Annotated in this window: 31 protein-coding genes and 1 tRNA gene; 18 read left to right on the top strand and 14 right to left on the bottom strand. The window is 66.5% G+C overall.

Going from position 1 to position 22,867, the window contains the following annotated elements; all coding sequences use genetic code 11:
* Positions 1-44: 44 nt before the first annotated feature.
* The 5 genes from ACSQ2H_RS08210 (at position 45) to ACSQ2H_RS08230 (ending at position 2,888) form a co-directional block, all read left to right on the top strand.
* Positions 45-260 carry a hypothetical protein gene (locus ACSQ2H_RS08210; RefSeq protein WP_436060951.1) on the top strand — a complete coding sequence of 72 codons (216 nt, stop codon included), beginning with the start codon at positions 45-47 and terminating at the stop codon, positions 258-260.
* A complete protein-coding gene (locus ACSQ2H_RS08215) occupies positions 257-748 on the top strand; it encodes a glycoside hydrolase family protein (RefSeq protein WP_436060952.1) in 492 nt (163 codons plus the stop codon). Before ACSQ2H_RS08210 ends, ACSQ2H_RS08215 begins: the two co-directional genes overlap by 4 nt.
* A 261-nt stretch (positions 749-1,009) precedes the next feature.
* A complete protein-coding gene (locus ACSQ2H_RS08220) occupies positions 1,010-2,056 on the top strand; it encodes a hypothetical protein (protein ID WP_436060953.1) in 1,047 nt (348 codons plus the stop codon).
* 137 nt (positions 2,057-2,193) lie between these two features.
* Positions 2,194-2,613 carry a hypothetical protein gene (locus tag ACSQ2H_RS08225; protein ID WP_436060954.1) on the top strand — a complete coding sequence of 140 codons (420 nt, stop codon included), beginning with the start codon at positions 2,194-2,196 and terminating at the stop codon, positions 2,611-2,613.
* The gene (locus ACSQ2H_RS08230; RefSeq protein WP_436060955.1) at positions 2,610-2,888 is read left to right on the top strand and encodes a hypothetical protein; all 279 of its coding nucleotides are present in this window, start codon (positions 2,610-2,612) and stop codon (positions 2,886-2,888) included. The genes ACSQ2H_RS08225 and ACSQ2H_RS08230 overlap by 4 nt, the downstream gene beginning before the upstream one ends.
* Positions 2,889-3,011: 123 nt before the next feature.
* Here ACSQ2H_RS08230 and ACSQ2H_RS08235 read toward each other — a convergent pair whose 3' ends face one another.
* Both ACSQ2H_RS08235 and arr read right to left on the bottom strand, forming a co-directional pair.
* Entirely contained in the window at positions 3,012-3,728 is a 717-nt protein-coding gene (locus tag ACSQ2H_RS08235; protein ID WP_436060956.1) for a hypothetical protein, read from the bottom strand.
* Positions 3,729-3,859: 131 nt separating this feature from the next.
* Positions 3,860-4,270, bottom strand: a complete 411-nt coding sequence (gene arr / locus ACSQ2H_RS08240) for an NAD(+)--rifampin ADP-ribosyltransferase (protein WP_436063558.1) — start codon at positions 4,268-4,270, stop codon at positions 3,860-3,862.
* Between the two features lie 377 nt (positions 4,271-4,647).
* On the opposite strand from arr, the gene ACSQ2H_RS08245 reads away from it, so the two are divergent.
* Entirely contained in the window at positions 4,648-5,013 is a 366-nt protein-coding gene (locus ACSQ2H_RS08245; protein WP_436060957.1) for a helix-turn-helix domain-containing protein, read from the top strand.
* A gap of 62 nt (positions 5,014-5,075) precedes the next feature.
* On the opposite strand, the gene ACSQ2H_RS08250 is transcribed toward ACSQ2H_RS08245, so the two are convergent.
* On the bottom strand, positions 5,076-5,282 hold the full coding sequence (locus ACSQ2H_RS08250; RefSeq protein ID WP_436060958.1) for a hypothetical protein: 207 nt from the start codon (positions 5,280-5,282) through the stop codon (positions 5,076-5,078).
* 53 nt (positions 5,283-5,335) lie between these two features.
* On the opposite strand from ACSQ2H_RS08250, the gene ligD reads away from it, so the two are divergent.
* The 3 genes from ligD to ACSQ2H_RS08265 all read left to right on the top strand — a co-directional run bounded on the left by ligD (position 5,336) and on the right by ACSQ2H_RS08265 (position 7,946).
* Complete coding sequence (ligD, locus tag ACSQ2H_RS08255; RefSeq protein WP_436060959.1) at positions 5,336-6,298, top strand: non-homologous end-joining DNA ligase; 963 nt, start codon at positions 5,336-5,338, stop codon at positions 6,296-6,298.
* Positions 6,299-6,964: 666 nt separating this feature from the next.
* A complete protein-coding gene (locus ACSQ2H_RS08260) occupies positions 6,965-7,183 on the top strand; it encodes a hypothetical protein (RefSeq protein ID WP_436060960.1) in 219 nt (72 codons plus the stop codon).
* On the top strand, positions 7,176-7,946 hold the full coding sequence (locus ACSQ2H_RS08265; protein WP_436060961.1) for an SOS response-associated peptidase family protein: 771 nt from the start codon (positions 7,176-7,178) through the stop codon (positions 7,944-7,946). Before ACSQ2H_RS08260 ends, ACSQ2H_RS08265 begins: the two co-directional genes overlap by 8 nt.
* On the opposite strand, the gene ACSQ2H_RS08270 is transcribed toward ACSQ2H_RS08265, so the two are convergent.
* The 5 genes from ACSQ2H_RS08270 to ACSQ2H_RS08290 all read right to left on the bottom strand — a co-directional run bounded on the left by ACSQ2H_RS08270 (position 7,943) and on the right by ACSQ2H_RS08290 (position 9,429).
* Entirely contained in the window at positions 7,943-8,245 is a 303-nt protein-coding gene (locus ACSQ2H_RS08270; RefSeq protein ID WP_436060962.1) for a hypothetical protein, read from the bottom strand. The genes ACSQ2H_RS08265 and ACSQ2H_RS08270 overlap by 4 nt on opposite strands.
* A 43-nt stretch (positions 8,246-8,288) precedes the next feature.
* The gene (locus ACSQ2H_RS08275) at positions 8,289-8,489 is read right to left on the bottom strand and encodes a hypothetical protein (RefSeq protein ID WP_436060963.1); all 201 of its coding nucleotides are present in this window, start codon (positions 8,487-8,489) and stop codon (positions 8,289-8,291) included.
* A gap of 1 nt (position 8,490) precedes the next feature.
* A complete protein-coding gene (locus ACSQ2H_RS08280) occupies positions 8,491-8,649 on the bottom strand; it encodes a hypothetical protein (protein WP_436060964.1) in 159 nt (52 codons plus the stop codon).
* Between the two features lie 91 nt (positions 8,650-8,740).
* Entirely contained in the window at positions 8,741-8,866 is a 126-nt protein-coding gene (locus tag ACSQ2H_RS08285) for a hypothetical protein (protein ID WP_436060965.1), read from the bottom strand.
* Positions 8,863-9,429 carry an HNH endonuclease gene (locus ACSQ2H_RS08290; protein ID WP_436060966.1) on the bottom strand — a complete coding sequence of 189 codons (567 nt, stop codon included), beginning with the start codon at positions 9,427-9,429 and terminating at the stop codon, positions 8,863-8,865. The genes ACSQ2H_RS08285 and ACSQ2H_RS08290 overlap by 4 nt, the downstream gene beginning before the upstream one ends.
* Positions 9,430-9,549: 120 nt before the next feature.
* Between ACSQ2H_RS08290 and ACSQ2H_RS08295 the strand changes: the two genes are divergently transcribed.
* From ACSQ2H_RS08295 to ACSQ2H_RS08320, 6 genes are all read left to right on the top strand, one after another.
* Positions 9,550-9,625, top strand: a tRNA-Thr gene (locus ACSQ2H_RS08295).
* Positions 9,626-9,753: 128 nt separating this feature from the next.
* A complete protein-coding gene (gene sugE, locus ACSQ2H_RS08300) occupies positions 9,754-10,074 on the top strand; it encodes a quaternary ammonium compound efflux SMR transporter SugE (protein WP_436060967.1) in 321 nt (106 codons plus the stop codon).
* A gap of 117 nt (positions 10,075-10,191) precedes the next feature.
* Positions 10,192-11,484 (top strand): MFS transporter, encoded by a 1,293-nt coding sequence (locus ACSQ2H_RS08305; protein WP_436060968.1) that lies wholly within the window; start codon positions 10,192-10,194, stop codon positions 11,482-11,484.
* A gap of 56 nt (positions 11,485-11,540) precedes the next feature.
* On the top strand, positions 11,541-12,065 hold the full coding sequence (locus ACSQ2H_RS08310) for a hemerythrin domain-containing protein (RefSeq protein WP_436060969.1): 525 nt from the start codon (positions 11,541-11,543) through the stop codon (positions 12,063-12,065).
* Between the two features lie 75 nt (positions 12,066-12,140).
* Complete coding sequence (locus ACSQ2H_RS08315; protein ID WP_436060970.1) at positions 12,141-13,553, top strand: amidase; 1,413 nt, start codon at positions 12,141-12,143, stop codon at positions 13,551-13,553.
* A 9-nt stretch (positions 13,554-13,562) separates the two neighbouring features.
* Complete coding sequence (locus ACSQ2H_RS08320; protein ID WP_436060971.1) at positions 13,563-14,411, top strand: cytochrome c; 849 nt, start codon at positions 13,563-13,565, stop codon at positions 14,409-14,411.
* Here the strand turns inward: ACSQ2H_RS08320 and ACSQ2H_RS08325 are convergent.
* From ACSQ2H_RS08325 to ACSQ2H_RS08340, 4 genes are read right to left on the bottom strand one after another with little or no spacing between them, the layout of a single operon-like run.
* Positions 14,408-15,196 carry an ABC transporter permease gene (locus tag ACSQ2H_RS08325; protein ID WP_436060972.1) on the bottom strand — a complete coding sequence of 263 codons (789 nt, stop codon included), beginning with the start codon at positions 15,194-15,196 and terminating at the stop codon, positions 14,408-14,410. The genes ACSQ2H_RS08320 and ACSQ2H_RS08325 overlap by 4 nt on opposite strands.
* Complete coding sequence (locus ACSQ2H_RS08330) at positions 15,193-16,092, bottom strand: ABC transporter permease (RefSeq protein ID WP_436060973.1); 900 nt, start codon at positions 16,090-16,092, stop codon at positions 15,193-15,195. Before ACSQ2H_RS08330 ends, ACSQ2H_RS08325 begins: the two co-directional genes overlap by 4 nt.
* Positions 16,089-17,252, bottom strand: a complete 1,164-nt coding sequence (locus ACSQ2H_RS08335; protein ID WP_436060974.1) for an ABC transporter ATP-binding protein — start codon at positions 17,250-17,252, stop codon at positions 16,089-16,091. Before ACSQ2H_RS08335 ends, ACSQ2H_RS08330 begins: the two co-directional genes overlap by 4 nt.
* A 10-nt stretch (positions 17,253-17,262) precedes the next feature.
* Positions 17,263-18,369, bottom strand: coding sequence for a polyamine ABC transporter substrate-binding protein (locus ACSQ2H_RS08340; RefSeq protein WP_436060975.1), 1,107 nt, complete (start codon positions 18,367-18,369; stop codon positions 17,263-17,265).
* A gap of 83 nt (positions 18,370-18,452) precedes the next feature.
* On the opposite strand from ACSQ2H_RS08340, the gene ACSQ2H_RS08345 reads away from it, so the two are divergent.
* Entirely contained in the window at positions 18,453-18,806 is a 354-nt protein-coding gene (locus ACSQ2H_RS08345) for a DMT family protein (protein ID WP_436060976.1), read from the top strand.
* Between the two features lie 62 nt (positions 18,807-18,868).
* On the top strand, positions 18,869-20,683 hold the full coding sequence (gene metG / locus ACSQ2H_RS08350; protein WP_436060977.1) for a methionine--tRNA ligase: 1,815 nt from the start codon (positions 18,869-18,871) through the stop codon (positions 20,681-20,683).
* Positions 20,684-20,687: 4 nt separating this feature from the next.
* On the opposite strand, the gene ACSQ2H_RS08355 is transcribed toward metG, so the two are convergent.
* Complete coding sequence (locus ACSQ2H_RS08355; RefSeq protein ID WP_436060978.1) at positions 20,688-21,605, bottom strand: DMT family transporter; 918 nt, start codon at positions 21,603-21,605, stop codon at positions 20,688-20,690.
* A complete protein-coding gene (locus tag ACSQ2H_RS08360) occupies positions 21,605-22,471 on the bottom strand; it encodes a PhzF family phenazine biosynthesis protein (RefSeq protein WP_436060979.1) in 867 nt (288 codons plus the stop codon). The genes ACSQ2H_RS08355 and ACSQ2H_RS08360 overlap by 1 nt, the downstream gene beginning before the upstream one ends.
* Positions 22,472-22,537: 66 nt before the next feature.
* Between ACSQ2H_RS08360 and ACSQ2H_RS08365 the strand changes: the two genes are divergently transcribed.
* A complete protein-coding gene (locus tag ACSQ2H_RS08365; protein ID WP_436060980.1) occupies positions 22,538-22,840 on the top strand; it encodes an ArsR/SmtB family transcription factor in 303 nt (100 codons plus the stop codon).
* Positions 22,841-22,867: the final 27 nt, after the last annotated feature.

Raw genomic sequence — 22,867 nt, forward strand, 5'->3', positions numbered from 1 at the left:
GAGCGCGCCCGAATGAACAGCCGTGTCTCGCGGAGCGATGCCGCATGAGCGATTACCAGCCCAGCCACGAAGTCGGCGCTTATGGGACAAAGCTTGTGGTCGGTCCCGGGCTAGCGCTTGCGGGCGCGATCACCCTCGACCAGTGGGTGATGATCACGGGCATCATCTGTTCGGTCGTCATCACCCTGCACACCCTGTGGCGTTGGACTGTGGAGTGGCGTGATCGCCGAGCGCGGAAGCGTGCGGAGCCTGGGGCGTGAGCAACGCCCGCATCGTCGCGGCCACGCTCTCGGCCGCCGCCATCGCAATCGGCACGATCGCCGCGTGGGAGGGTAAAGAGAACTGGGGCTACGCCGATAAGCTGGCGGGCAACATCCCGACCGGTTGCTTCGGCGCCACGAAGGGCATCGAGGTCGGCCGCTACTACAGCGACGACACCTGCACCGAGTTCCTGGCCCGCGACGCGGTGAGCCACGGGATCGAGATTTCCCGCTGCCTGCCGCCGGTGCTGCCTGACCGCACGCGCGCGGCCTTCATCTCGTCGGCCTACAACATAGGCTCCAGCGCCTTCTGCAAGTCCTCCATGGCCCGCCGCGCGAACGCCGGTGACCTGCGCGGAGCCTGCGAAGCCCTTCGCCTCTACGTCTGGACGGGCGGCAAGGACTGCCGGATCGCTGCCAACAGGTGCAGCGGCCTGCCGAAGCGCCGGGAAGCCGAGGTGGCGCTATGCCTCTCAGGTTTGCGCTGATCGCGCTCCTGCTCGGGAGCTGCGCCACGCCCGGCCCAGCGCCCACCCGTCACGGCTGGGAAACCCCCGTCCGCATGATCATCCCAGGCCACCCGCAACGCGGCGTGGTCGAGCACATCTGAGGTCGGAATGGGAGCTACCCCAGACTATGCCGCGCTCGCGGCGTTCGCCATCACGGCCCGACAGCGAGAGACGATGGCCGCGCTGGTCGAGCACGGATCAATCCGACGAGCCGCGAAGTCCCTGGGCCTCTCACACAGCATGGTTGACCAGACCGTCAGCGCCATGAAGAAGCGGGCCGCGGTGCAGGGCTACAGCCCTGAGCACCACATGACCAAGACCGCTCCGGCGCCGTTCGTCGTGAAGGGCACCTCGACCTACTTCGACCGTGACGGAGAGGTGAGGGGCCAGTGGGTCAAGACGACCCTCGACCAGGAAGCCCGGCATCTGGCCGAGGTAGCGGCGATCGAGGCGCTGTCGAAGGACATCCCGCGCGTCGATCCGATCGAGCGCCCGGCCGAGACCCATGCGGCACTCTGCAACCTCTACACCTTCACGGACTACCACCTCGGAATGCTGGCCTGGCGCAAGGAGGGCGGCGCCGACTGGGACGTGAAGATCGCCGAGCGGCTTCTGGTCTCGGCGCTCGACCACCTCGTGACCAGCGCGCCGCGCGCCCGGGTCGGCGTGATCAACCTCCAGGGCGACTTCCTGCACTATGACGGCCTGACGCCGGTGACGCCCATGCACGGCCACGTCCTCGACGCCGACGGCCGGTTCTCGAACATGGTCGCCGCCGCGATCCGGGTTATTCGCAGGCTGATCGACATCGTCCTCATGCGCCACGATGAGGTGCATCTGGTCATCGCCGAGGGGAACCACGACCTTTCGAGTTCGGTCTGGCTGCGGCAGATGTTCACCGCGCTCTACGAGGTCGAGCCCAGGCTGACCGTCAACCAGTCCGAAATCCCGTACTACGTCCACCGCCACGGGAAGGTGATGCTGGCCTTCCACCACGGCCACATGAAGAAGAACGAGCAGCTTCCGCTCCTCTTCGCCGCACAGTTCCCCGAGGACTGGGGCGCAACCACCAAGCGCTACTGCCACACTGGCCACCGCCACCATGTCGAGGAGCGCGAGCACTCCGGCATGACGGTGATCCAGCACCCGACCCTGGCCGCCCGCGACGCCTACGCGGCCCGCGGCGGCTGGATCTCCGAGCGCCAGGCCAGTGCGATCACCTACCACGCCGAGTTCGGCCAGGTCGCACGGAACACCGTGACGCCGGAAATGCTGGAAGCCGCCTGACCACCCAACACCGGAGCCCGCCCATGGGACACGTGATCACGTTCCTGGCCGGGCTCGTCTGCGGCGCCTCGCTCACCGTCGGCGGCCTCGCGCTGCTGGTCTGGCTGGCGATCCGCCGCCTTGCACAGGGGTTCTGAATGTTCACCAACCCGCTCACCACCCTACAGACCCGGCTGGTAGTCGCAGCCGTGGCTCTGCTCGTGATCGTCGGCGTGCTGTCAGCAGCCTACTTCACCGGCGCCAACTACGCCGCCAAGAAGGAGCGCGCGGCGGCCGAGAAGGTCATCAAACCGCTGCGTGACGATCTCGCGGCCTGCAACGTCAAGGTCGACAACCTGACCGACGCGCTGGAGGTGCAGAACGCGGCGGTGGACCGAATGGAAGCCGAGGCGCGCGAGCGGTCGCGCCGCGCTGACGCCGCCATCGCCGAGGCCCGCCGCAAGGCCGCCATCTACAAGGCCAAGGCCGACCGCTTGGCCCGCGCCCAACCGGGGCCGGACATGTGCGCCAGCGCCCGCAGCCTGATCATCGACAGCCTGTCGGAGGACCGGAAATGAAGGCCGTTCCCATCGTCCTGGCCGCCCTGCTGCTGGCCGCCTGCGCCACCCCGAAAGAGCGCATCCGCACCGTCCAGGTGAAGGTGCCCGTGCCGGTCGCGTGCGCCCCCAAGCTTCCACCCGCCCCAGCTTACGAAGGAGACACCATGGACCTCGATGACGACATCTTCGGCTTGGTCCGCGGCCTGCTAATCGAGCGGGAGCAGCGCAAGACGACCGAAGCCGAACTCCGGGCCGCGCTCGTAGGCTGCGGCGGCCATCCGCCGGACACGTAGGCCGCGTCTAGCTCCAACTCCGGCGGCCTAGAGCCGACCGCACCGTTAGCTACTGGCCCGGCTCCAAGTCGGGCCTTTTCTTTGTCCGCTCGCTGCTCGAGCAAATGTGGCGTGCAGCCGTCGTCAATTGAACTGCTCCACCACAACGCCGACCGCGTTGATTGCTTCCTCGATAAATCCGGTGATGAAGTAGCCGCGCATATCCGCTGGCTCTAAGACCTCAAGTTCGTACCCAAAAGCCAGGGGGACGGTTACGCCCTGACAATGCATAACATCCGTGGTCTGGCCGGCTCGCGTCAGCGCTTCGGTCTGACCGCTAACCATCATTCCAATATGGCCTGAGCCCGTCATCGCGACTGAGCCAAGCACGCTTAGACCAAGCGGCTTTCTATGCTTCCGGAAGTTGTCACCGTTGTGCAGGTAGGTCAGCGCTTCCAGCGGATGCTGTTCTGAAAACGGTTGAAGATGAAGAACGAGGTCGCGGTCCGCGTCCGCCAATTGTCGGAGCTTTCGTCTAGCTTCAGCATTCACCTTCTCCGGGCCCGACAGGATCGGATACGAGGCATCATCGCTATTCGCTCCTGCCCGTCGCGCGAGTGCATTCGCCAGATGATCAAGTTGAGCGCGGGTTTCGTTCATTAGAAGACCGGCCTCGCGGCCGAATGAGCTCGGAAGGTCCGCCTTCAACCGAGCCGTGACGTGAGCAAAGTGACTGGGGTGACCGTCGATTATGATTTGTACGTTGGTGTCGGCGAACTCGCGGATTTTGGATACCAACTCGGCGTTCTTAGTTTTGCAAAACTCCAGACCCTCTCTGATTTCGTCTAGATCCCTGCGCATCCTATGAGTTCCACCACTAAAGTTGCCGCCCCAATGTGCGGCAATGTGGGCGTGCTTCGGTCTGCGGTGCAACCATCGGCGCTAGACACCTGACTGGCCCGCTCCCTTAACGGGGGCGGGCCTTTTGCGTGTCAGGGGCGTTCGCCGTTTGCGGCGACGACAACTTCTACGCGCCGTTTCATCGAGGCGAGCTGGTCTGGGGAGTGCCCAGTCCAGCCAACTACCTCCGCCAGGATGATCCGTAGTGGAGATCGCGAGCGGAAGGACATCGACGGGTTTCCGGCGAAGCGCTGGTTGGTGAGGTCTGGATCATCTTCAACCGGGCCGGTCGGCTCGACTACGTAGATGCGCCCAGGGCCATCGCCCGCTGCGAGTTCAGCGCCCCAGACGGCCGCGTCTAAGGTCGCAGTCATGTACACATGGGTCGAAAGCTGCCCGTCGAAGTTGGACCGATATCCAGGTTCGAGAGTCTGGCCGACTGCCAGGTCGGCTTTGGTGCCGTGAAAGAAAGCCTGTGCGAGCGGCGTTGCGTTTGTGGACAAATGTTGGGCCCTCCATCTGAGGGTCCCGAACTCTGGGCATAACCGGCTGCGAGACAATACTTGAACGAAAGAACTTCCGCCCCAAATCGGAATGGGCAACGCATCCGCACCGTATTTCTGCGGAATTGCACCGCCGGTGCTCACTTCCGATGATCCTAGGCCATGGGGGGTGAGGTCGCGCGGTCACGCCCTCCTAGCCCGGCTGCTTTATCCAGGACCCTGAGGCTCCGGGCGCCCTTCTAGTTCGTCGGCGGCGTCGGCCGGAGCAAGGGATGAGAGCATTTGCCCGGCGTGGCGGTCGGTCTTGCTTGATCGCTGGGGAACGAAACGCAGCCGGCCTCGACTTTCGCTGACAGCAGTCCTAAGCGGGTCCCAGTATGACCAGTTATGCACCGGACGAAATTGACGTTGAGGTCGGCCGACGCCTGCGTTCGCTGCGGTTGCGCAAGGGCGTATCGCAGGCAGACCTCGCCAAAGCGGGTGGGGTGACCTTCCAGCAAATTCAAAAATATGAGCGAGCCGCCAACCGTATCAGCGCGTCAATGCTGTGCCACCTCGCCCGAAAGTTGGAGGTTAGTCCGCTCACATTGCTCCCCTGGGAGCCAGTCGACGGCCTAACCGCCCCCCCGATCTGGTCGCGGGAGGTTGCCGAGGCAGCCACGTTGATGGAGCAGATGAGCGCGGCGGAGCAGCGGCGAGCCGTCAAAATTCTTCGGCTATTGGCGGGCGATCGGGACGAATAACGGACAACAGCTCCCCTTCCGGGCCCGAGCGGCCCGCAGGGCAGCGGGGGCAGGGCGTTCCGTCAGTGCGTCGACCCGCCCACGCCGGGCGGTGCCGGCCCCATGCCAGGAAGCGGGAAGTGATCGCGCGCTTCATGGTGAAAGACCTGACCTAGGTCGCGCTTGTCGACCGCCTGGCCGCAGGTCTGGCAGCGGTAGAAGTGCCGGGCCTCGTCGATCGGCTCGCCGTCCTCCCGGCCGATGTAGTGAAAGTCGCTGGGCTTGGTCATGGAACCGCTGGCCTCCTGGATGACTCGACTCCCGGCGACCCCAGGAGGTTCCCATGGCGCGCGAGGGCAAGGGACGAAGTCAGCAGTACGTGGCGCCGACCATGCCGCGCGTCTTCCTGCCCTTTCAGCATCCCAAGCTCGTCGCGACGCCGCCCGCCGGCGAGAAGTGGTCGCACGAGATCAAGTTCGACGGCTACCGCGTCCAGCTGCACGTGCACGGCGGGACGCCGACGATCTTCACCCGCAACGGCCACGACTGGACCGCCAAATTTCCGGAGCTGGCGGCTGACCTCGGCGAGTTGCCCGACTGCATCCTCGACGGCGAACTTTGCGCCCTGGACGGGGAGGGGCGGCCGAACTTCTCCAAGCTGCGCGCCTCGATCTCGCCCGGCCGGACGAAGTCGCTCGTCGTCTTCCTCTTCGACATCATCTGGGGCCGGGGCGAGGACATGCGGTCCTATCCGCTCAGCACCCGGCGCTACGTGCTCGAGGAGGTGCTGGGCGTCTCGGAAAGCACGCGGCTACGCGAGGTCAGCAGCCTGCCCACGGGCGGGCCCGCGATCCTGGCCTCAGCCTGCAAGATGGGGCTGGAGGGGATCGTCTCGAAGCGCCTCGACGCTCCCTATGGCGCCGGACGCTCCGACACCTGGGTCAAGGCCAAGTGCCGGCCCTCCCAAGAGGTCGTCATCGGCGGCTGGAAGCAGGAGCCGGGACGGGCCTTTAAGGGCCTGCTGGTCGGCGTCTACGACCGTGGCCGGCTGACCTACGCCGGAAGCATCAAGACCGGCTTCAGCGCCGACACGGGCATGCTGAAGCGTCTCCGCGCCCTGGAGACGGAAGCCTCGCCCTTTGCGGCCGGCGCGCCGCGCAAGACGTCGGAGATCCATTGGGTCCGGCCCGAGCTCGTGGCGGCCGCGGAGATCGCCGAATGGACCGATAGCGGTAAGCTGCGACAGGCGTCGTTCAAAGGCCTGCGCGAGGACAAAGCTCCCGAAGAGGTCGTTAGGGAAAAGTAGCGCCCTTACGGCTCCATAGCGCCGGATGCGCATTATCTTGAAGTGAAACGCCTTTCGCCGTCGGATCTGCATCTATTGGCCGCGATCGCTGACTCCGGCGGCCGGCTTCAAGTGCATGCGTTTACGGGCCGAGTGAGCGACGGCGAAGCGGCGGCGTTGTCGGAGTGGGCGCAAAGGATGTGCCAGGAAGACTATCTTCGCCCGGCCGCAGCAGGGGAGGTTGCTGACGAGCCCAATTGCGAAAGCGCCTCCCACTACTTCCTGACGGATAAGGCAGTGCAAGCGGCGAAGCGGGGTTGAGATTGTGTACCTTCTGCGTAGAAAGAACGCGCTGCGGCGGCGTGGAAAGCTGCACCCGCCCAGGGTTCGCCTTGGGCCTGCTGGAGACACGCAAAAGGTAGTTCGATAGGCACCCCCCACAGCTGGCCTGACGGCCATCAAGCGCTCTACCCACGAGCGCTCAAGCCGTCGAAGTCGCACAGCCTCAGTAGCGCGAGGCCCGCAGCATCAACCTTCCGCGAAAGCACCCCGTCGGACTTCGGTCTGTCGGGCTTTCGCCATCTAATCCGGGAAGTCGCTGGCCTGCCAAAGGGCGGCAGAGTGGGGCAATTGACGGCCGGCGATCGGCGCCGTCACCTTTGCCGCATGACTGAAACGGAAAAGCGCTTGGCCGCGGTGGAGTTGGCCCTCCTGGAACTGGTGGCCTGGATCGACCCTGAGAACGTCCAGGACGCGATGCGCTCGATTAGCGACGGCCTGAACTCTCCTATCAGCGAAGATGAGACAGAGGTTCGCCTTCAGGCTCTTTCGCTGCTCGGCGATGGCCTGCGGCGCTTCAGCGGCGGCAGTGAGGGCTTGGTGCTGGGGAGCGCGGCCGATGTGTAACCTCTACAGCCAGACCAAGGGCCAGGCGGCGATCAACGCCATGGTTCGGCACATGAACGACCGGACGGGCAACATGCCGCCGCTGCCGGGGATCTATCCCGACCATGAGGCGCCGATCATCCGCCACGCGCCGGAGGGCGGGCTTGAGATGGCCATGACCCGATGGGGCATGCCCAGTTCGAAGCAGGCGATCTTCGAGGACGCCAGCAAGCGGGCCGACGCGCTCCGGAAAAAGGGCAAGGTGGTCGACGAAGCCGCCTTCGCCGAGCTGCTGAAGATGGAGCCGGACAAGGGCACGACCAACGTCCGGAACACGACCAGCCCGAAGACCGGCCGGACCAACAAGCACTGGGAGCCGTGGCTGGGCCCGGCCAACCGGTGCCTAGTCCCGTTCACGTCGTTCGCCGAGCCCGATCAGGACCACGAACGCACGCGCCAGAACATCTGGTTCGCGTTTGGGGAGGATCGGCCGCTCGCCTTCTTCGCCGGCATTTGGACCCCGCACGCCTGCGTCCGCATGAAGTCGAAGGGCTGGGAGGAGATCGAGGCGTTCGCGTTCCTGACGACGGAATCGGCCGAGCCGGTGAAGACCTATCACTCGAAGGCCATGCCCGTGATCCTCGCGACGGAAGAGGAGAGGGACGCCTGGATGCGGGCGCCGTGGAGCGAGGCTAAGGCGCTTCAGCGGCCCTTGCCTGGCGGCTCGCTGCAGATCGTAGCGCGGGGCGTGAAGAAGGACGAGGCGGGGATGGAGCCGGCCTAGACCCGGTCGAAACCGCTTTCAGGCCACGGCTTTCGGACTAGCCCATGGCGCTTGTCGCCCTCGCGCGCTTCCAGCACGTAGCTGAGGAAGTTCAGTGTGTATTGGCCGCCGTTGCTGACCTCGATCGAGTACGAGGTGCCCTCATAGGCGCCGGTGTTCGCGAAGATCAGATAGCCCCACCAGCGGGCCTCAAATTCGGTGATCTGATGCTCGGCGTGGACCGCCTGCAGGCCCTCGACGACCTCGGCCGGCATGTCCGTCATGATTGAGCGAATTTCGTCGCCGGTGTGCTGCTTCATGGTTCGAGGTGATAGCCGCGACGCTCTTCGATTCGCGAGCCGGTTAGATCGTCACCGTCACCTTGCCGACCTCATGGCATCGGCTGCAGCGTAGGCGCCGACGGATGTCGAACGGCGTGGCGTCAGGACCGAAGACCTTGATCGCGTCGGCCTGGCTGAAGTCCGCCTGGTGGCCGCACTCGCAGGCGATCTTCAGTCGGTCCTGGTAGCGCATTGCCGTGGTGAGGGTTTCGTACTTCGACATTCTAAAACGCCGGGCTCGTGTCGAAGGTCGTGCGGCCGCACTGGTCGCAGGGCTCGCGAACGAACTTCGCCACGTCCTTGATGCCGGTCTGGGCGCCGCCGACGCCGCGGGCTTCCAGCCGGGCGATGACGACCTCCAGCGGGACATCGCGCGCGCCCATGCACCCGAGGCACGTCAGCCGGACGCCGCGGCATCGTTCGAACTGGCGATAGTGGGCGAGGGGGACAGACATCAGCGCGGCGGCAGGCCCATCAGGACCGCTTCGGCTCGCGCTTCAGCATGGCGACCTTACCATCAGGTCCGACGACGCCCTCTAGGCGTACGGGCTCACGCAGGAAGGCTGGCAGTTGGGCGGGGGTGACGTTCTTCAGCTTCATGACCTTGCAAACTCACCAAAGCGGGTGTTGGCGGCCTGAGCGTACGCCGCGCTAGCCTCCTCGATAGTGTCGAACGACCCGAGGAACGTGGATCGGCCGGAAACAGTGATCTCAGCCATGTACCGCCCCTGGTGAGCGCGGACCCCCTTCACGCCGAGGCGGTTGCTCCGGTTCGCCGGCCTGTTGCCTTGGTTCTGCAGCCGGGTCGCAAGCCTGAGATTGGCGCGCCGATTGTTGAGACCATCGCCATCACAGTGATCGACCTCCATTTCGTCAGGAGCGGCCAGCAGCACTCGATGCATGAGGACGCATTTCTGGCGGCCTTCAATGGTCTGCGACCGAGCGGCATAGACGCCTGTTCGACTCTCTTGGGCGTACCAACTTCGGTCCGAAACAAGGGATGCGTCCGACGCATCTATGATGGCTTCGTAGCCCTTGGTAAGTGGCACATAGGCGATATCGCCCTCGATGCGGACCAGACGCGGACTGTAGGGCTCGCCTTTTTTCATGGCGCCAAAGCTAGCGCGGCCGATGCCGCCGGGTCCAGAACGAATGTGGAACATACTTCGGGAGTATTCCGGGACTGCTAGTCCGAAGTGCCCCGAACTTTTCCGCTTTGTTCCCAGGTTCGTCGGCGGCGCGATGTTGCGCGATCCCTTGAATTTCCCCATAAGCGGGCCGTTGCCGGCTTAGCTCAGTTGGTAGAGCAGCGGTTTTGTAAACCGAAGGTCACGGGTTCGAATCCTGTAGCCGGCACCATCGCCTCGCGACGCCGAACTTGACCCGGAGCGGCGCCAAACCTAGCTAGGGGCCGCGAGGAACGACCTCCCCCTGAATGATGGGCATCAAAGTCCGGGACGGCCCGGCTCTTCGAAAGGAGGGCCGCAATGGCCTGGATTCTTCTCTTCATCGCCGGACTGCTCGAAGTCGTCTGGGCGTTCTCCATGAAGCAGTCGCACGGCTTCACCCGCCTGCTGCCAAGCGTCATCACCATCGGGACCATGATCGCCAGCTTCGGCTTGCTGTCGGTGGCCATGCGGACCTTGCCGCTGGGCACGGCCTACACGGTCTGGACCGGCATCGGCGCGGTCGGGGCGTTCCTGGTCGGCATCGCCGTGTTGGGTGAGCAGATCAGCATCATGCGCATCCTCGCCGCGGTGATGATCGTCGGCGGCCTGGTGATGATGAAACTGTCCAGCTCGCACTAGAGCGCGCAAACCGGGCCTAGGAAGAAACACGCGACCGGAAGTAGTCTCCGGACGTGACCGGCCGGCGCCGCAAGAGCGCCGGCCGCTTGTTTCTGTTTCCCCAGGGGGAGGGGCGATATGGCCGACAGCGCAGCCGCCGACCGCCGGCATCGATTGAAGTCGATCATCGGCGGGTCCACGGGCAACCTGGTCGAGTGGTACGACTGGTACGTCTATTCCGCCTTCACCCTCTACTTCGCTCCGATCTTCTTCCCGGCCGGCGACCGCACCGCCCAGCTGCTGAACGCCGCGGCGGTGTTCGCGGTCGGCTTCCTGATGCGGCCGATCGGGGCCTGGATCATGGGCATCTATTCCGACCGCAAAGGGCGTAAGGCCGGCCTGACGTTGTCGGTGTCTCTGATGTGCGCCGGCTCGCTGCTGATCGCGGTGACGCCGGGCTACAATCAGATCGGCTGGATCGCGCCGGCGCTGCTGGTGCTCGCGCGGCTGATGCAGGGCTTGAGCGTCGGCGGCGAGTACGGCGCCAGCGCCACCTATCTCAGCGAGATGGCCGGAAAGAAGCGGCGCGGCTTCTTCTCGTCCTTCCAGTACGTGACGCTGATCTCGGGCCAACTTCTGGCCTTGCTGGTGCTGCTGCTGTTGCAGGCGATCCTGCCGGAGCCGGACCTCGAGGCGTGGGGCTGGCGGATCCCGTTCGTGATCGGCGGGGCGCTGGCGGTGGTCGTGTTCTATCTGCGTCGCGGCTTGGCGGAGACCGAGTCGTTCAAGAACGCCCAGGCGAGCGACGCGCCGAAGTCGAGCGGCTTTGCGCTCTTCAAGTACTATCCGCGCCAGGCCCTGACGGTCATCGCGCTGACGGCGGGCGGCACACTCGCCTTCTACGCCTACTCGACGTACATGCAGAAATTCCTCGTCAACACCTCGGGCTTCAGCCGCGAGACGGCGACGGCGATCAGCGCCGCGGCGCTGTTTGTCTACATGCTGATCCAGCCGGCGGCCGGGGCGCTGTCGGACAAGATCGGGCGAAAGCCGCTGATGATCGCGTTCGGCGTACTGGGCGTGGCCTTCACCTACCTGATCTTCACGACGCTCTCGAAGACCAGCGACCCGGTGGTGGCCTTCGCCATCGTGCTGGGCGCGTTGATCATCGTCACCGGCTACACCTCGATCAACGCGGTGGTAAAGGCCGAGCTGTTCCCGGCCCACATCCGGGCGCTGGGCGTTGCGCTGCCCTATGCGCTGGCCAACACCATCTTCGGCGGCACGGCCGAGTACGTGGCCCTCTGGTTCAAGGCGCAGGGCATGGAAAGCGGCTTCTACTGGTACGTCACCGGCATGATTGGCGTCTCGCTCATCACATACCTGCGGATGCGCGACACCCAGAAGCACAGCGAGATCGCCGAGGACTGACGGAACAGCGAGGGCGAGCGCGGGTTGATCCTGGAAACGAGCCCAGGAGAGACCTCATGGCCGCCCCCGACGCCATCGCTCTGCTCAAGGCTGACCACCGCGCGGTCGAGGCCTTGTTCGAGGACTTCAAGAAGGCGCGCGGTGCAACGCGAAAAGCCGCCATCGTCCACCAGATTTGCGTCGACCTGACGGTCCACACGATGATCGAGGAGGAGATTTTCTATCCGGCCTGCCGCGGCAAGATCGAGGACAGCACGCTGGACGAGGCCTATGTCGAGCACGACGGCGCCAAGTTGATGATCGCCGAACTGTCGGACGCCGCGCCGAACGAGGCGTTCTACGACGCCAAGGTCAAGGTGCTGTCCGAAGAGATCCGCCACCACGTCCACGAGGAGGAAATGCGCTCGGAGGGCATGTTCGCCCAGGCGCGGCAGGCGGGTCTGGACATGGACGAGCTCGGCGAGCGGTTGATGGCGCGCAAGACGCAGCTGAAGACCCAGTTCGAGACGACAGGCCTGCCGATCCAGCAGACCCATTCGATGCGCGGCGCCGTCATCGAGCACGTCGGCATGCGCCACTAGGACGATCCGTCCTTCACCTGAGGTTGGAATGGGCGCGCGCCCATGGTCATCTGCCGTCAAAGCAGGGAGCGCGCCATGAACTTCGATGAGTACCGCAAGCACGACGCTGTGGGCCTAGCCGGGCTGGTGTCGACGGGCGAGGTCAGCCCCTCGGAACTGCTGGAGACGGCGGTGGCGCGGATGGCGGCGGTCAATCCGAAGATCAACGCCGTGACCATGGACCTGACGGAATGGGGCCGTCAGGACGTCAAGCGCGACATCTGGGGCGGGCCGATGGCCGGCGTGCCGTTCCTGCTCAAGGATCTGGGCGCGCAGCTCGCGGGCTCGCCGACGACCGCCGGGTCGGCCGTGTTCCGCGATGCGACCGCGGCCGCCGACAGCGCCATCACCACCGCCTACAAGGACGCTGGCCTGGTGTTGTTCGGCAAGACCAACACGCCTGAGTTCGGCCTGATGCCGGTGACCGAGCCGGCGCTGCTGGGCGTCTGTCGCAATCCCTGGGACACCGGCCGCACGCCGGGCGGCTCGTCAGGCGGCGCGGCGGCCGCGGTGGCCGCGGGCATCGTGCCGGCGGCGCACGCCAGCGACGGCGGCGGATCCATCCGTACCCCGGCCTCGGCCTGCGGCCTGTTCGGCATGAAGCCCTCGCGCGGGCGGGTGTCGTTCGCGCCGATGGGCGAGGGATGGGGCGGCGCCTCGATCCAGCATGCGGTGACGCGCTCGGTGCGTGACAGCGCCGCCTTGCTGGACGCGGTGTGCCAGCCGCAGCCGGGCGATCCCTACTTCCTGGCGCCGCCCGAGCGGCCGTACGCCGAAGAAGTGCGCCGCGATCCCGGCAAGCTGGCCATCGGCTTCACCACCGCGGCGCTGGCCTCCGACGGCCTGGACCCGGAGTGCGCGGCCGCGGTGCTGGACGCCGCCAAGCTGTGTGAGGGGCTGGGCCACATGGTCGAGGAGGTGCGCGTGCCCGGCGACCTAGCCGCCATGCAGCAGGGCGCCGGCGACGTGATCGCCGCCAGCATCGCCGCGACCCTCGACGCCGAGGGCGAGCGCCGCGGTCGGCCGGTGACCGACAGCGACGTCGAGATGCTGACCTGGCTGATGTACCAGCGCGGCAAGCAGATATCGGGCTCGGCCTATGTCCGGGGCCTGGCCGCGATCCACGCCTACGGCCGGGCGATGGCGGGGCTGTTCCAGCAATACGATGTGCTGCTGCTGTCGACGCTGGGCAGCCCGGCGATTCCGGTCGGCCATCTGACCGAGGACCCGCGCGAGTACACCAAGCGGCTGTTCAAGTTCATGCCCAACACCCAGGCGTTCAACAACACCGGCCAGCCGGCGATGACCGTGCCGCTGGCCTGGAGCCAGGGCGGTCTGCCGATCGGCATCCAGTTCGTCGGGCGCATGGGCGAGGAGGCGCTGTTGTTCCGGCTGGCCGGCCAGTTGGAGCAGACGCGGCCCTGGTTCGACCGCGTCGCGCCGCTCTAGAGCCTGCGGGTGGGGCGGGCTCTGGTCTCCATCGCCCTGGGCGCGGTCGCGGCGACGACGCTGCTCGTCGTTGCGCTGTGGATCTGGAGCGAGCTGCTGATCACCCGCACCTATCGGCTCGCGCCTGAGGTCGCTCAGGCCGCGCCGGCGCATGCGGTCGAGGAGGGCCGGCGGCTCAGCAAGCTCTATGGCTGCACCAGCTGCCACGGGGCCGACCTGCAAGGGAAGGTCTACAACCCCAACCCCCGGCTGGTGCGCAACTACGCCCCGAACCTGACCCTGGCGGCGGCGCGCTACAGCGACGAGCAACTGGCCCAGGCCATCCGGCAGGGCGTGCGGCCAAGCGACGGGCGTGCGCTTTGGGGCATGCCGGCCCAGACCCTGATGCACCTGACGTCGGAGGAGCTGTCGACGGTGCTGACGTTCATACGCTCGCACCCGCCGGCCGGCGCGCCGACACCGCCCGAGAGCGCCGGACTGCGCGCGCGCTGGGCGGTGCTCAACGGAGCGCTCGACGAGCCGCGGCGAGTGGCGCGGGCGCATACGCGGCCGGCCCTGGACCTGGGACCGGGGCTGGCGAGGGGGCGGCACATCGCCCGCACTGTCTGCTCGGAGTGCCATGGCTCGGACCTGGGCGGCGACGAGCGGGAAGGCGGTCCGGACTTGCGGGTGGTCGGCGCCTATGACGCCCAGGCGTTCGAAACCCTGATGCGGACCGGGGCGCCGCCGGGCGGGCGCAATCTGGGGATCATGACCCTGGTCGCCCGGTCGGACTTCAAGGCGTTCACGCAGGCCGAGGTCGCGGCGCTCTATGCCTATCTCTCGGCGAGGGCGGAGCGGCTGAACGCGGCCGACTAGTCGTCGGTCTTGCGGCGCAGCTGGAAGAGGTAGGCGGCGATGACGCCGGTGGCGACCAGGCCGATCAGCAGGGTCGAGACGGCGTTGATCTCCGGGCTCACCCCCAGTCGCACCTGGCTGTAGATCCGCATCGGCAGGGTGGTCGCGCCCGGCCCCGAGGTGAAGCTGGCGATCACCAGGTCGTCGAGCGACAGGGTGAAGGCCAGCATCCAGGCGGCCGCGACGGCCGGCGCGATGTTGGGCAGGGTGACCAGGAAGAACGACTTGATCGGCGGGCAGCCGAGATCCTGGGCGGCTTCTTCGAGTTGCTGGTCGAAGGCGGCGAGCCGCGCCTGGATGACCACGCAGGCGTAGCACATGGTGATGGTCGCGTGGCTGACGGTCACGGTCCAGAAGCCGCGCGGCAGACCGAGCGAGACGAACAGCAGCAGCAGCGACAGGCCGAGGATCACCTCGGGCATGACCAGCGGCGCGAACACCATGCCCGAGAAGAGCGTGCGTCCGCGGAAATGTCTGGCGCGGACCAGGGCGATGGCCGCCAGCGTGCCGAGGATGGTGGCGATGGTCGCCGAGATCAGTCCGACCCTGAAGGTGACCCAGATCGCGTCCAGCAGTTGTTCGTTGCGGAACAGCGAGGCGTACCAGCGAGTCGAGAACCCGCCCCAGACCGTGACCAGCCGGCTGGCGTTGAACGAGTAGACGACGAGCAGGACGATCGGCAGGTAGAGGAACCCGAAGCCGACGACCAGGGCGGCGATATTGAAGCCGGTGAGGCCGCGCTTCATCGCCCGAACTCCGTCAGCTTGGCCTGCTGGCGCTGGTAGTAGACGATCGGGATCACCAGGGTGAACAGCAGCACGATCGCCACGGCCGACGCTGCCGGCCAGTCGCGGTTGGCGAAGAACTCGGTCCAGATGGTCTTGCCCAGCATCAGGGTCGAGGAGCCGCCGAGCAGGTCGGGGATCACGAACTCGCCGACCATCGGAATGAAGCAGAGCAGGGAGCCCGCGGCGACGCCGGGCAGGGAGAGCGGGAAGGTCACCCGCCAGAACGCCTCGATCGGCGTGCAGCCGAGGTCGGCAGCCGCCTCCAGCAGGTCGTGCTGCTGGCGCTCGAGCACCGCGTAGAGCGGCAGGACCATGAACGGCAGGTAGGCGTAGACGAGGCCGATGTAGATGGCGGTGTCGGTGTTGAGCAGCGAGACCGGGCCAAGGCCCACGGCGCGCAGGGCCACGTTCAGCAGACCCTCGGGCTTGAGGATGCCGATCAGCGCGTAGACCCGGATCAGGAAGCTGGTCCAGAACGGCAGGATCACCGCCATCAGCAGCGCCTTGCGCACCGAAGGCGAGCAGCGGGCCATCGCGTAGGCGAACGGGTAGCCCAGCAAGAGCAGGATGAAAGTGGCGACGCCTGCGAACTTCAGGCTGGAAAGATAGGCGACGACATAGAGCCGGTCGGTCGGCAGGCGGGCGTAGGTCTCGAGGTCCAGCCCAGCCAGGAAGGTCTTCAGCCCCGCCAGACCCTGGGACCAGTCCAGGCGCGGGGCGTAGGGCGGCATGGCCAAAGCCGTCTCCGACAGCGACAGCTTCGCCACCAGCAGGAACGGGAACAGAAAGAACAGGCCGAGCCAGAGGAACGGCGCGAGGGCCGCAAGGCTGGTGCGGTCGTGGCGCGCCTTCACTGGGTCAGCACCACGCCCGCGTCGCGGGCGAAGGTCAGCCAGACCTGATCGTCCCAGTCGACCGGGCGGTCGACGAAGCGGGTGGCGTTGGCGCGGGCCGCGCGGATCGTGCGGCCGCTCTCCAGCTCGACCAGATAGGTGGTCCAGTCGCCCAGGTAGCCGATGTCGGCGACCTTGCCGCCCATACGGTTGGGACCGGGCGGGGGTTCGTCCAGGTGGACCTGGATCTTCTCAGGCCGCACCGCCAGCCAGGCGGTCGCGCCGACGTCGATGCGGTCGTCCTCGATGATGTCGAAGCCTTGTGGGGAGTCGGCGCTGGCCATGCGGACGGTCAGTCCGTCAGCGTGCTCGGCGACGCCCTCGAAGATGTTCACGTCGCCGATGAAGTCGGCCACGTAGCGCGAGTTGGGCGCCTCATAGATCTCGGCCGGGCGGCCCATCTGCACGATCTGTCCGGCGCGCATGACCGCGATGCGGTCGGCGGTGACCATGGCTTCTTCCTGGTCGTGGGTGACGATCAGGAAGGTCATGCCCAGCTGTTGCTGCAGGGCCATGAGCTCCCACTGGGTTTCCTCGCGCAGCTTCTTGTCGAGCGCCGCCAGCGGCTCGTCGAGCAGCAGCATCTTCGGACGGGGGGCGATGGCGCGGGCGAGGGCGACGCGCTGGCGCTGGCCGCCGGACAGCTGGTGCGGCTTGCGCCTGGCCAGTCCGTCAAGGCGGACGAGCGACAGCATCTCCGTCACGCGGGCGGAGATCTCGTCCTTGGCCATGCCCTGCTGCTTGAGCCCGAACGCGATGTTCTTCTCCACGCTGAGGTGGGGAAACAGAGCGTAGGACTGGAACATCATGTTGACCGGCCGCTCGTGCGGGCGCTTGCCGGCCAGGTCCTCGCCGGCCAGCAGGACGCGGCCCTCGTCCGGGGTCTCGAAGCCGGCCAGCAGGCGCATGAGCGTGGTCTTGCCGCAGCCTGACGGCCCAAGCAGAGCGAAGAACTCGCCTGGGTAGATGTCGAGCGAGACGCCGTTGACGGCCGTCTCGCCGTCGAACCGCTTCACCACCTTCTCGAAACGCACCAGCGGCTCGGCCGTGGGATCGGTCCACGGCGCGAAGGTCGAACGGACCGCGCCGATGTTCAGGCGCGGGCGGCTGCGTTCGGTCATCTGCCGCTTCCTACTGGCCGGTCTGCACGCGGGTCCACATGCGCGTGACCTCGCGCAGCAGTGCCTGGTCCTTGGTGGTGGTCACGAAGAGGCGCTTGAAGAGCTCGGGCGTCGGATAGACGTTGGGATCGTCCCGCACCGAGGCGTCGACCAACGGCGTCGCCGGCTGGTTGGCGTTGGCGTACTGGGTGTAGTTCGACGCCTTGGCGATGACCTCGGGCCGCAGCATGTAGTCGAGGAACTTGTAGGCGGCGTCCGGATTGGGCGCGTCGGCGGGGATCGCGAAAACATCGAACCAGACCTGGCTGCCTTCCTTGGGGATGACATAGGCGATCTCGACGCCGTTCTTGGCCTCCGCCGCACGGGTCTTGGCCTGCAGGATGTCGCCGGAGTAGCCGACGGCCACGCAGATGTCGCCGTTGGCCAGGCCCTCGACGTACTCCGACGAGTGGAACTTGCGGATGAACGGCCGGGCCTTGACCATCATGTCGGTCGCGGCCTGGTAGTCGGCGACGTTCTTGGAATTGGGATCCTTGCCCAGATAGTTCAGGGCGACGGCGTACATGTCCTCGGAGGCGTCGAGATAATAGACGCCGCAGTCCTTGAGCTTGGCGAGGTTGGCCGGATCGAACACCACCGACCAGCTGTCGATGTTCACGCCCGGCAGGCGCTTGGCCACTTCCTTGACGTTGTAGCCGATGCCGATGGTGCCCCACATGTAGGGCACGGTGTACTTCTGGCCCGGATCGAAGGGCTCCATGTGGCTCATGATGTCAGGCCACAGGTTCTTGTTGTTCGGCAGCTTGGACTTGTCGAGCGGGGCGATCGCGCCGGCGATGATGTAGCGCGGGACGTTGTGGTTCGAGGGCGCGACGATGTCGTAGCCGGTGTTGCCCTGCAGGACCTTGGTCTCGAGGATTTCGTTGGAATCGAAGGTGTCGTACTGGACCTTGATCCCGGTTTCCTTGGTGAAATCGGCCAGGATCTGGGGGTCGATATAGTCCGACCAGTTGTAGATCTTCAGAGTCTCTTCCTTGGCCCCGCCGCCTTGGCCGCAGGCGACCAGGGTCATGCTCATAGCCAGGACAGCAGCCGTGCCCAGCGCCTTAGTCCACATGCCCACTCTCCAACTTGCCCGAAGGGCAGCTTATAGGGCCAAGCCGACAGATTTTAAGTGCTAATGCGCAAGGAGCGCTTCCGATGCCTACCTCGATGGCGATGATCGCCCCGGTCCTGCTGCTCGTCGCCTCCAACATCTTCATGACCTTCGCCTGGTACGGGCACTTGAAGGTCGAGCACCGGCCGATCTGGCTGCTGGTGCTGGTTAGCTGGGGGATCGCATTCTTCGAATACTGCCTGGCCGTGCCGGCCAATCGGATCGGGCGCGAGTTCTATTCACCGGCCGAGCTCAAGACGATGCAGGAAGTGATCACCCTGGCCGTGTTCGCGGTGTTCTCGATCACCTATCTGGGCGAACGGTTCACGCTGAACCATATGGTCGGCTTCGCGCTGATCGCCGCGGGCGCCCTCTTCATCTTCAAGGGGCCGCTCTAGCGCTTTGCCGAACCGACCCCGCGCCCTATAAGCCGCGCTCCCTCCTCATTACGAGAGAAGCCATGTCCCGCATCCTCATCACCTCGGCCTTGCCCTACATCAACGGGATCAAGCACCTGGGGACGCTTGCGGGCTCCATGCTGCCGGCCGACGTCTATGCGCGCTTCCAGCGCGCCCGCGGCCGCGAGACGCTCTACATCTGCGCCACCGACGAGCACGGCACGCCGACCGAACTGGCCGCGGCAGAGGCCGGCCTCGATCCGGCGACCTTCTGCGCCCAGCAGCACGATGTTCAGCACGACCTGGGCCGCAAGTTCGGCCTGTCGTGGGACCACTTCGGCCGCTCGTCCTCGCCGCAGAACCACAAGCTGACCCAGCGCTTCGCCCAGCAGCTGTGGGAGGCGGGCTTCATTGAGGAGCGCGTCACCCAGCAGGTCTATTCGAACGCCGACAAGCGCTTCCTACCGGACCGCTACGTGATCGGGACCTGTCCGCATTGCGGCTACACCGCCGCCCGCGGCGACCAGTGCGAGAACTGCACCCGGGTGCTGGACCCGGCCGACCTGATCAAGCCGCGCTCGGCGGTGTCGGGATCCGAGGACATCAAAATCCGCGATTCCAAGCACCTGTTCCTGCGCCAGAGCCTGTTCTCGGACAAGCTGCGGGCCTGGATCGACGGCAAGAAGGGCGAGTGGCCGCTGCTGGTCACCTCGATCGCCCTGAAGTGGCTGGACGAGGGCCTGCAGGACCGCGGGATCACCCGCGACCTGGAGTGGGGCGTGCCGGTCAACGCCTTCGAGTGGGGCGCGAACCCGCAGGGCCAGACGCCGGACGTCGAGGGCCTGGCCGGCAAGGTGTTCTACGTCTGGTTCGACGCGCCGATCGAATACATCGCCGCGACCTGGGAGTGGGCCGACGCCCGCGCGGCCGAGGCCGGCAAGGGCCCCGCCCAAGACGCCGAGTGGGAGCGCTGGTGGCGCGGGTCCGAAGCGGCCGACGTCACCTATGTGGAGTTCATGGGCAAGGACAACGTGCCGTTCCACACGGTCGGGTTCCCCTGCACGCTGATCGGGATCAACGAGACGCTGGAAGCGGACGGGTCCTGGAAGGTCGTGAACAACGCCCCCTGGAAGCTGGTCGATCAGCTCAAGGGCTTCAATTGGCTGGACTATTACGGCGGCAAGTTCTCGACCTCGCAGAAGCGCGGCGTGTTCATGGATCACGCGCTGGAGCTGCTGCCGGCCGACTACTGGCGTTGGTGGGTCACCGCCAACACGCCGGAGACCTCGGACTCGACCTTCACCTGGGAACAGTTCCAGGCGCAGGTGAACGCTGACCTGGCTGACGTGCTGGGCAATTTCGTCAATCGAATCCTGAAGTTCACCGAGGCGCGCTTCGAGGGCGTGGTCCCGGCCGGCGGCGAGCCGAGCGACCTGGAGACCAAGCTCTACGCCGACGTGAACGCCAAGCTCGCCGAGCTGAACGATTTCATGGAGGCGCGCGAGTTCCGCAAGTCGACGACGGCCCTTCGGCAGCTTTGGGTGCTGGGCAACCAGTATCTTACCGAAGCGGCCCCCTGGACGGCGATCAAGACCGATGTCGACCGCGCCGCGGTGGTGGTGCGCACGGGGCTGAACCTGGTGGCCCTGTTCGCCAAGGTCTCGGAGCCGTTCATCCCGTTCGCCTGCGAGAAGATCGCGATCGCGATCGGCGAGGACTATCCGGCTCAGTGGCCGAGCGCCCAGGGCGCGGCGGTGCTGGACATCCTGCCGGCGGGCCGCAAGGTCGCCGCGCAGGAGGTGCTGTTCAAGAAGGTCGAGAACGAGCAGGTGGCCGAATGGCTGGAGCGCTTCGGCGGTCCGGAAGCCGCCGCCTGAGGATCTAGACGGCTGCGCGGCCGAAGCGGTCGCGCAGCAGTTCGGACCCGCTGACCAGGCTGATCCCGGCCAGAACCAGCAGCGCGCCGGCGACGAAGGCCGGCTCCAGCGGCTCGTGCAACACCACGACGCTGAAGACGACGCCGAACAGCGGCGTCAGGAACGACAGGATCGACAGCCGCGAGGCCAGGTACTTCCGCAGCAGCCAGAACCAGATCACGTAGCTGATCAGGGTGATGACGATGGTCTGGAAGCCGAGGTTCAGGGCCACGGTAGGGGTCAGGTTGACTCCGGTCTCGCCGCGCAGGGCGGCGATCCCCAGCAGCATCACCCCGGCGAATGCGACCTGATAGAACAGGGTCTTCACGGCTGGAGCGTCCGACAGGCGCGAGCCGCGGATGGCGACCGTGGTCAGGCCCCAGGCGAGGCCGGCCAGCAAGCCCATCGCATCGCCGATCAGCATGTCGCGGCCGACCTGTTCGCCCGCGCCGAGGAACGAGACGGCGATGCCGCCGAAGGCGACAGCGACGCCGATCCACTGCAGCAGCTTCAGGCGCTCCTCGCGGAACCGCAGGTGCAGGCCGAGGGCCGAGAAGATCGGCGCGCTGTAGAGGAAGACGACCAGGGGCGAGGCGCTGGTCAGCACCAGCCCCTGGGCGATGAACAGGAACTCAAGACCGAACAGCAGGCCGACCAGCAGGCCCGCGGGCAGGGTGCCGTCGGCGAACGCCCCGCGGCCCTCGTTGCGGAGGGTGACGGCGCCGAGCACGACGGCCGCCATGCCCGAACGCAGCGCCGTCTGCATCACCGGGGTCACGTCGGCGGCGATCAGCTTCACGGCGATCTGCTGAAAGCCCCAGCACAGGCAGAGCGCGACCATGACGCTGAAGGCGAACAGGTCGAGGGGCTTGCGCGGGTTCATCAGACGCTGGCTTGGCCGCTCAGCACCGGCACGCAGCCGCCGCCGATGGTGGCGCGCACGCCGTCGGCTGCGCGGCGGGCGGTGGCGCGCAGACGCGAGGGACGGCCCATCTCGACGCCCTGAACGATGTCCCAGGCGCCGTCAGGGGCGTCCGAGAGCGAGAGCAACAAGGCGGCCAGGGTGGCGTTGGCGCTGCCGGTGGCCGGGTCTTCGACCGTGCCGGAGTTCGGCGCGAACATCCGCGCCCGCAGTTTGTCGGCGCCGTCGTCGGCGTAGAGGTGCAGCGACAGGCGGTCGCCGAACTCGGGGTAGTCCAACGCCGCCTGGCGGAAGGCTGAGAGATCGGGCGCGGCGCGGCCGAGCGCCTCCGGCGTGACCTGGGCGATGACGAAGGTGACGCCGACGCTGGCCTCGACGGGCCGATGCGCAGTGACGACGATGTCGGCGGGCGTCAGGCCGGCGCAGGCGGCGATGCGTTCGACCGGCAGTTCGACGCCGAGCGAGAGGGCCTGCGGCGCGGCGATGACGCCGCCGCCGTCCTCGATGCTCACCTCGACGATGCCGGCCGGCACCTCCAGCCGCAGGGCCTGGCCCTTGCCCATCTGCGACAGCACCCAGCCGGTGCCGACCGACGGGTGGCCGGCGAACGGCATTTCGGCCGTCCGGTTGAAGATGCGCACGCGGGCGGTGTTGGCCGGGTCCTGCGGCGGCAGGATGAAGGTCGTCTCCGAGAGGTTCATCTCGGCGGCCAGCGACTGCATCTGCGCGTCGGTCAGGCCGCGGGCATCGGTGAACACGGCCAGCGGATTGCCGCCGAAGCGGGTGTCGGTGAACACGTCGAGGGTGACGAACGGATAGCTGGCCATATTGCGCGTCCAGGCGGGAAGGGAGCCTTGACTTGACATAAGTTAGTCGATTGGCAAAGTGCCGAAATGGAGCTCGCAGACCTGCTACGCGCCCTGGCCAATGAGCGCCGGCTGCAAATCCTCGATTGGCTCAAGGATCCGACGGCGCACTTTCCGCCCCAGGTGCATGGCGATCTGGTGGAGGATGGGGTCTGCGGCGTGTTCATCGCCGACAAGCTGGGCGTCAGCGCGCCGACCTTGAGCGAGCACATGCGCCTGCTGGTTCAGGCCAAGCTGGTGGTCCCCAAGCGCATCAAGCAGTGGACTTTCTATCGCCGCGACGAGGCGGTGATCGCGCAGGCGACGCGCCGCATCGCCGAGACGGTCTAGGCCGAAACGAAAACGCCGCCGAACCTA

The organism is Phenylobacterium sp. LjRoot97 (assembly GCF_964254345.1).
Lineage (GTDB): Bacteria > Pseudomonadota > Alphaproteobacteria > Caulobacterales > Caulobacteraceae > Phenylobacterium.

Coding starts and splice junctions, on each gene's coding strand:
- ACSQ2H_RS08290 (WP_436060966.1), bottom strand. CDS start 9,429: ATGTTCCACATTCGTTCTGGACCCGGCGGCATCGGCCGCGCTAGCTTT.
- ACSQ2H_RS08315 (WP_436060970.1), top strand. CDS start 12,141: ATGAACTTCGATGAGTACCGCAAGCACGACGCTGTGGGCCTAGCCGGG.
- ACSQ2H_RS08235 (WP_436060956.1), bottom strand. CDS start 3,728: ATGCGCAGGGATCTAGACGAAATCAGAGAGGGTCTGGAGTTTTGCAAA.
- ACSQ2H_RS08355 (WP_436060978.1), bottom strand. CDS start 21,605: ATGAACCCGCGCAAGCCCCTCGACCTGTTCGCCTTCAGCGTCATGGTC.
- sugE (WP_436060967.1), top strand. CDS start 9,754: ATGGCCTGGATTCTTCTCTTCATCGCCGGACTGCTCGAAGTCGTCTGG.
- ACSQ2H_RS08210 (WP_436060951.1), top strand. CDS start 45: ATGAGCGATTACCAGCCCAGCCACGAAGTCGGCGCTTATGGGACAAAG.
- ACSQ2H_RS08245 (WP_436060957.1), top strand. CDS start 4,648: ATGACCAGTTATGCACCGGACGAAATTGACGTTGAGGTCGGCCGACGC.
- ACSQ2H_RS08310 (WP_436060969.1), top strand. CDS start 11,541: ATGGCCGCCCCCGACGCCATCGCTCTGCTCAAGGCTGACCACCGCGCG.
- ACSQ2H_RS08305 (WP_436060968.1), top strand. CDS start 10,192: ATGGCCGACAGCGCAGCCGCCGACCGCCGGCATCGATTGAAGTCGATC.
- metG (WP_436060977.1), top strand. CDS start 18,869: ATGTCCCGCATCCTCATCACCTCGGCCTTGCCCTACATCAACGGGATC.
- ACSQ2H_RS08345 (WP_436060976.1), top strand. CDS start 18,453: ATGCCTACCTCGATGGCGATGATCGCCCCGGTCCTGCTGCTCGTCGCC.
- ACSQ2H_RS08365 (WP_436060980.1), top strand. CDS start 22,538: ATGGAGCTCGCAGACCTGCTACGCGCCCTGGCCAATGAGCGCCGGCTG.
- ACSQ2H_RS08250 (WP_436060958.1), bottom strand. CDS start 5,282: ATGACCAAGCCCAGCGACTTTCACTACATCGGCCGGGAGGACGGCGAG.
- ACSQ2H_RS08225 (WP_436060954.1), top strand. CDS start 2,194: ATGTTCACCAACCCGCTCACCACCCTACAGACCCGGCTGGTAGTCGCA.
- ligD (WP_436060959.1), top strand. CDS start 5,336: ATGGCGCGCGAGGGCAAGGGACGAAGTCAGCAGTACGTGGCGCCGACC.
- ACSQ2H_RS08340 (WP_436060975.1), bottom strand. CDS start 18,369: ATGTGGACTAAGGCGCTGGGCACGGCTGCTGTCCTGGCTATGAGCATG.
- ACSQ2H_RS08325 (WP_436060972.1), bottom strand. CDS start 15,196: ATGAAGCGCGGCCTCACCGGCTTCAATATCGCCGCCCTGGTCGTCGGC.
- ACSQ2H_RS08265 (WP_436060961.1), top strand. CDS start 7,176: ATGTGTAACCTCTACAGCCAGACCAAGGGCCAGGCGGCGATCAACGCC.
- ACSQ2H_RS08335 (WP_436060974.1), bottom strand. CDS start 17,252: ATGACCGAACGCAGCCGCCCGCGCCTGAACATCGGCGCGGTCCGTTCG.
- ACSQ2H_RS08230 (WP_436060955.1), top strand. CDS start 2,610: ATGAAGGCCGTTCCCATCGTCCTGGCCGCCCTGCTGCTGGCCGCCTGC.
- ACSQ2H_RS08285 (WP_436060965.1), bottom strand. CDS start 8,866: ATGAAGCTGAAGAACGTCACCCCCGCCCAACTGCCAGCCTTCCTGCGT.
- ACSQ2H_RS08270 (WP_436060962.1), bottom strand. CDS start 8,245: ATGAAGCAGCACACCGGCGACGAAATTCGCTCAATCATGACGGACATG.
- ACSQ2H_RS08220 (WP_436060953.1), top strand. CDS start 1,010: ATGGTTGACCAGACCGTCAGCGCCATGAAGAAGCGGGCCGCGGTGCAG.
- ACSQ2H_RS08360 (WP_436060979.1), bottom strand. CDS start 22,471: ATGGCCAGCTATCCGTTCGTCACCCTCGACGTGTTCACCGACACCCGC.
- ACSQ2H_RS08275 (WP_436060963.1), bottom strand. CDS start 8,489: ATGTCGAAGTACGAAACCCTCACCACGGCAATGCGCTACCAGGACCGA.
- ACSQ2H_RS08280 (WP_436060964.1), bottom strand. CDS start 8,649: ATGGGCGCGCGCGATGTCCCGCTGGAGGTCGTCATCGCCCGGCTGGAA.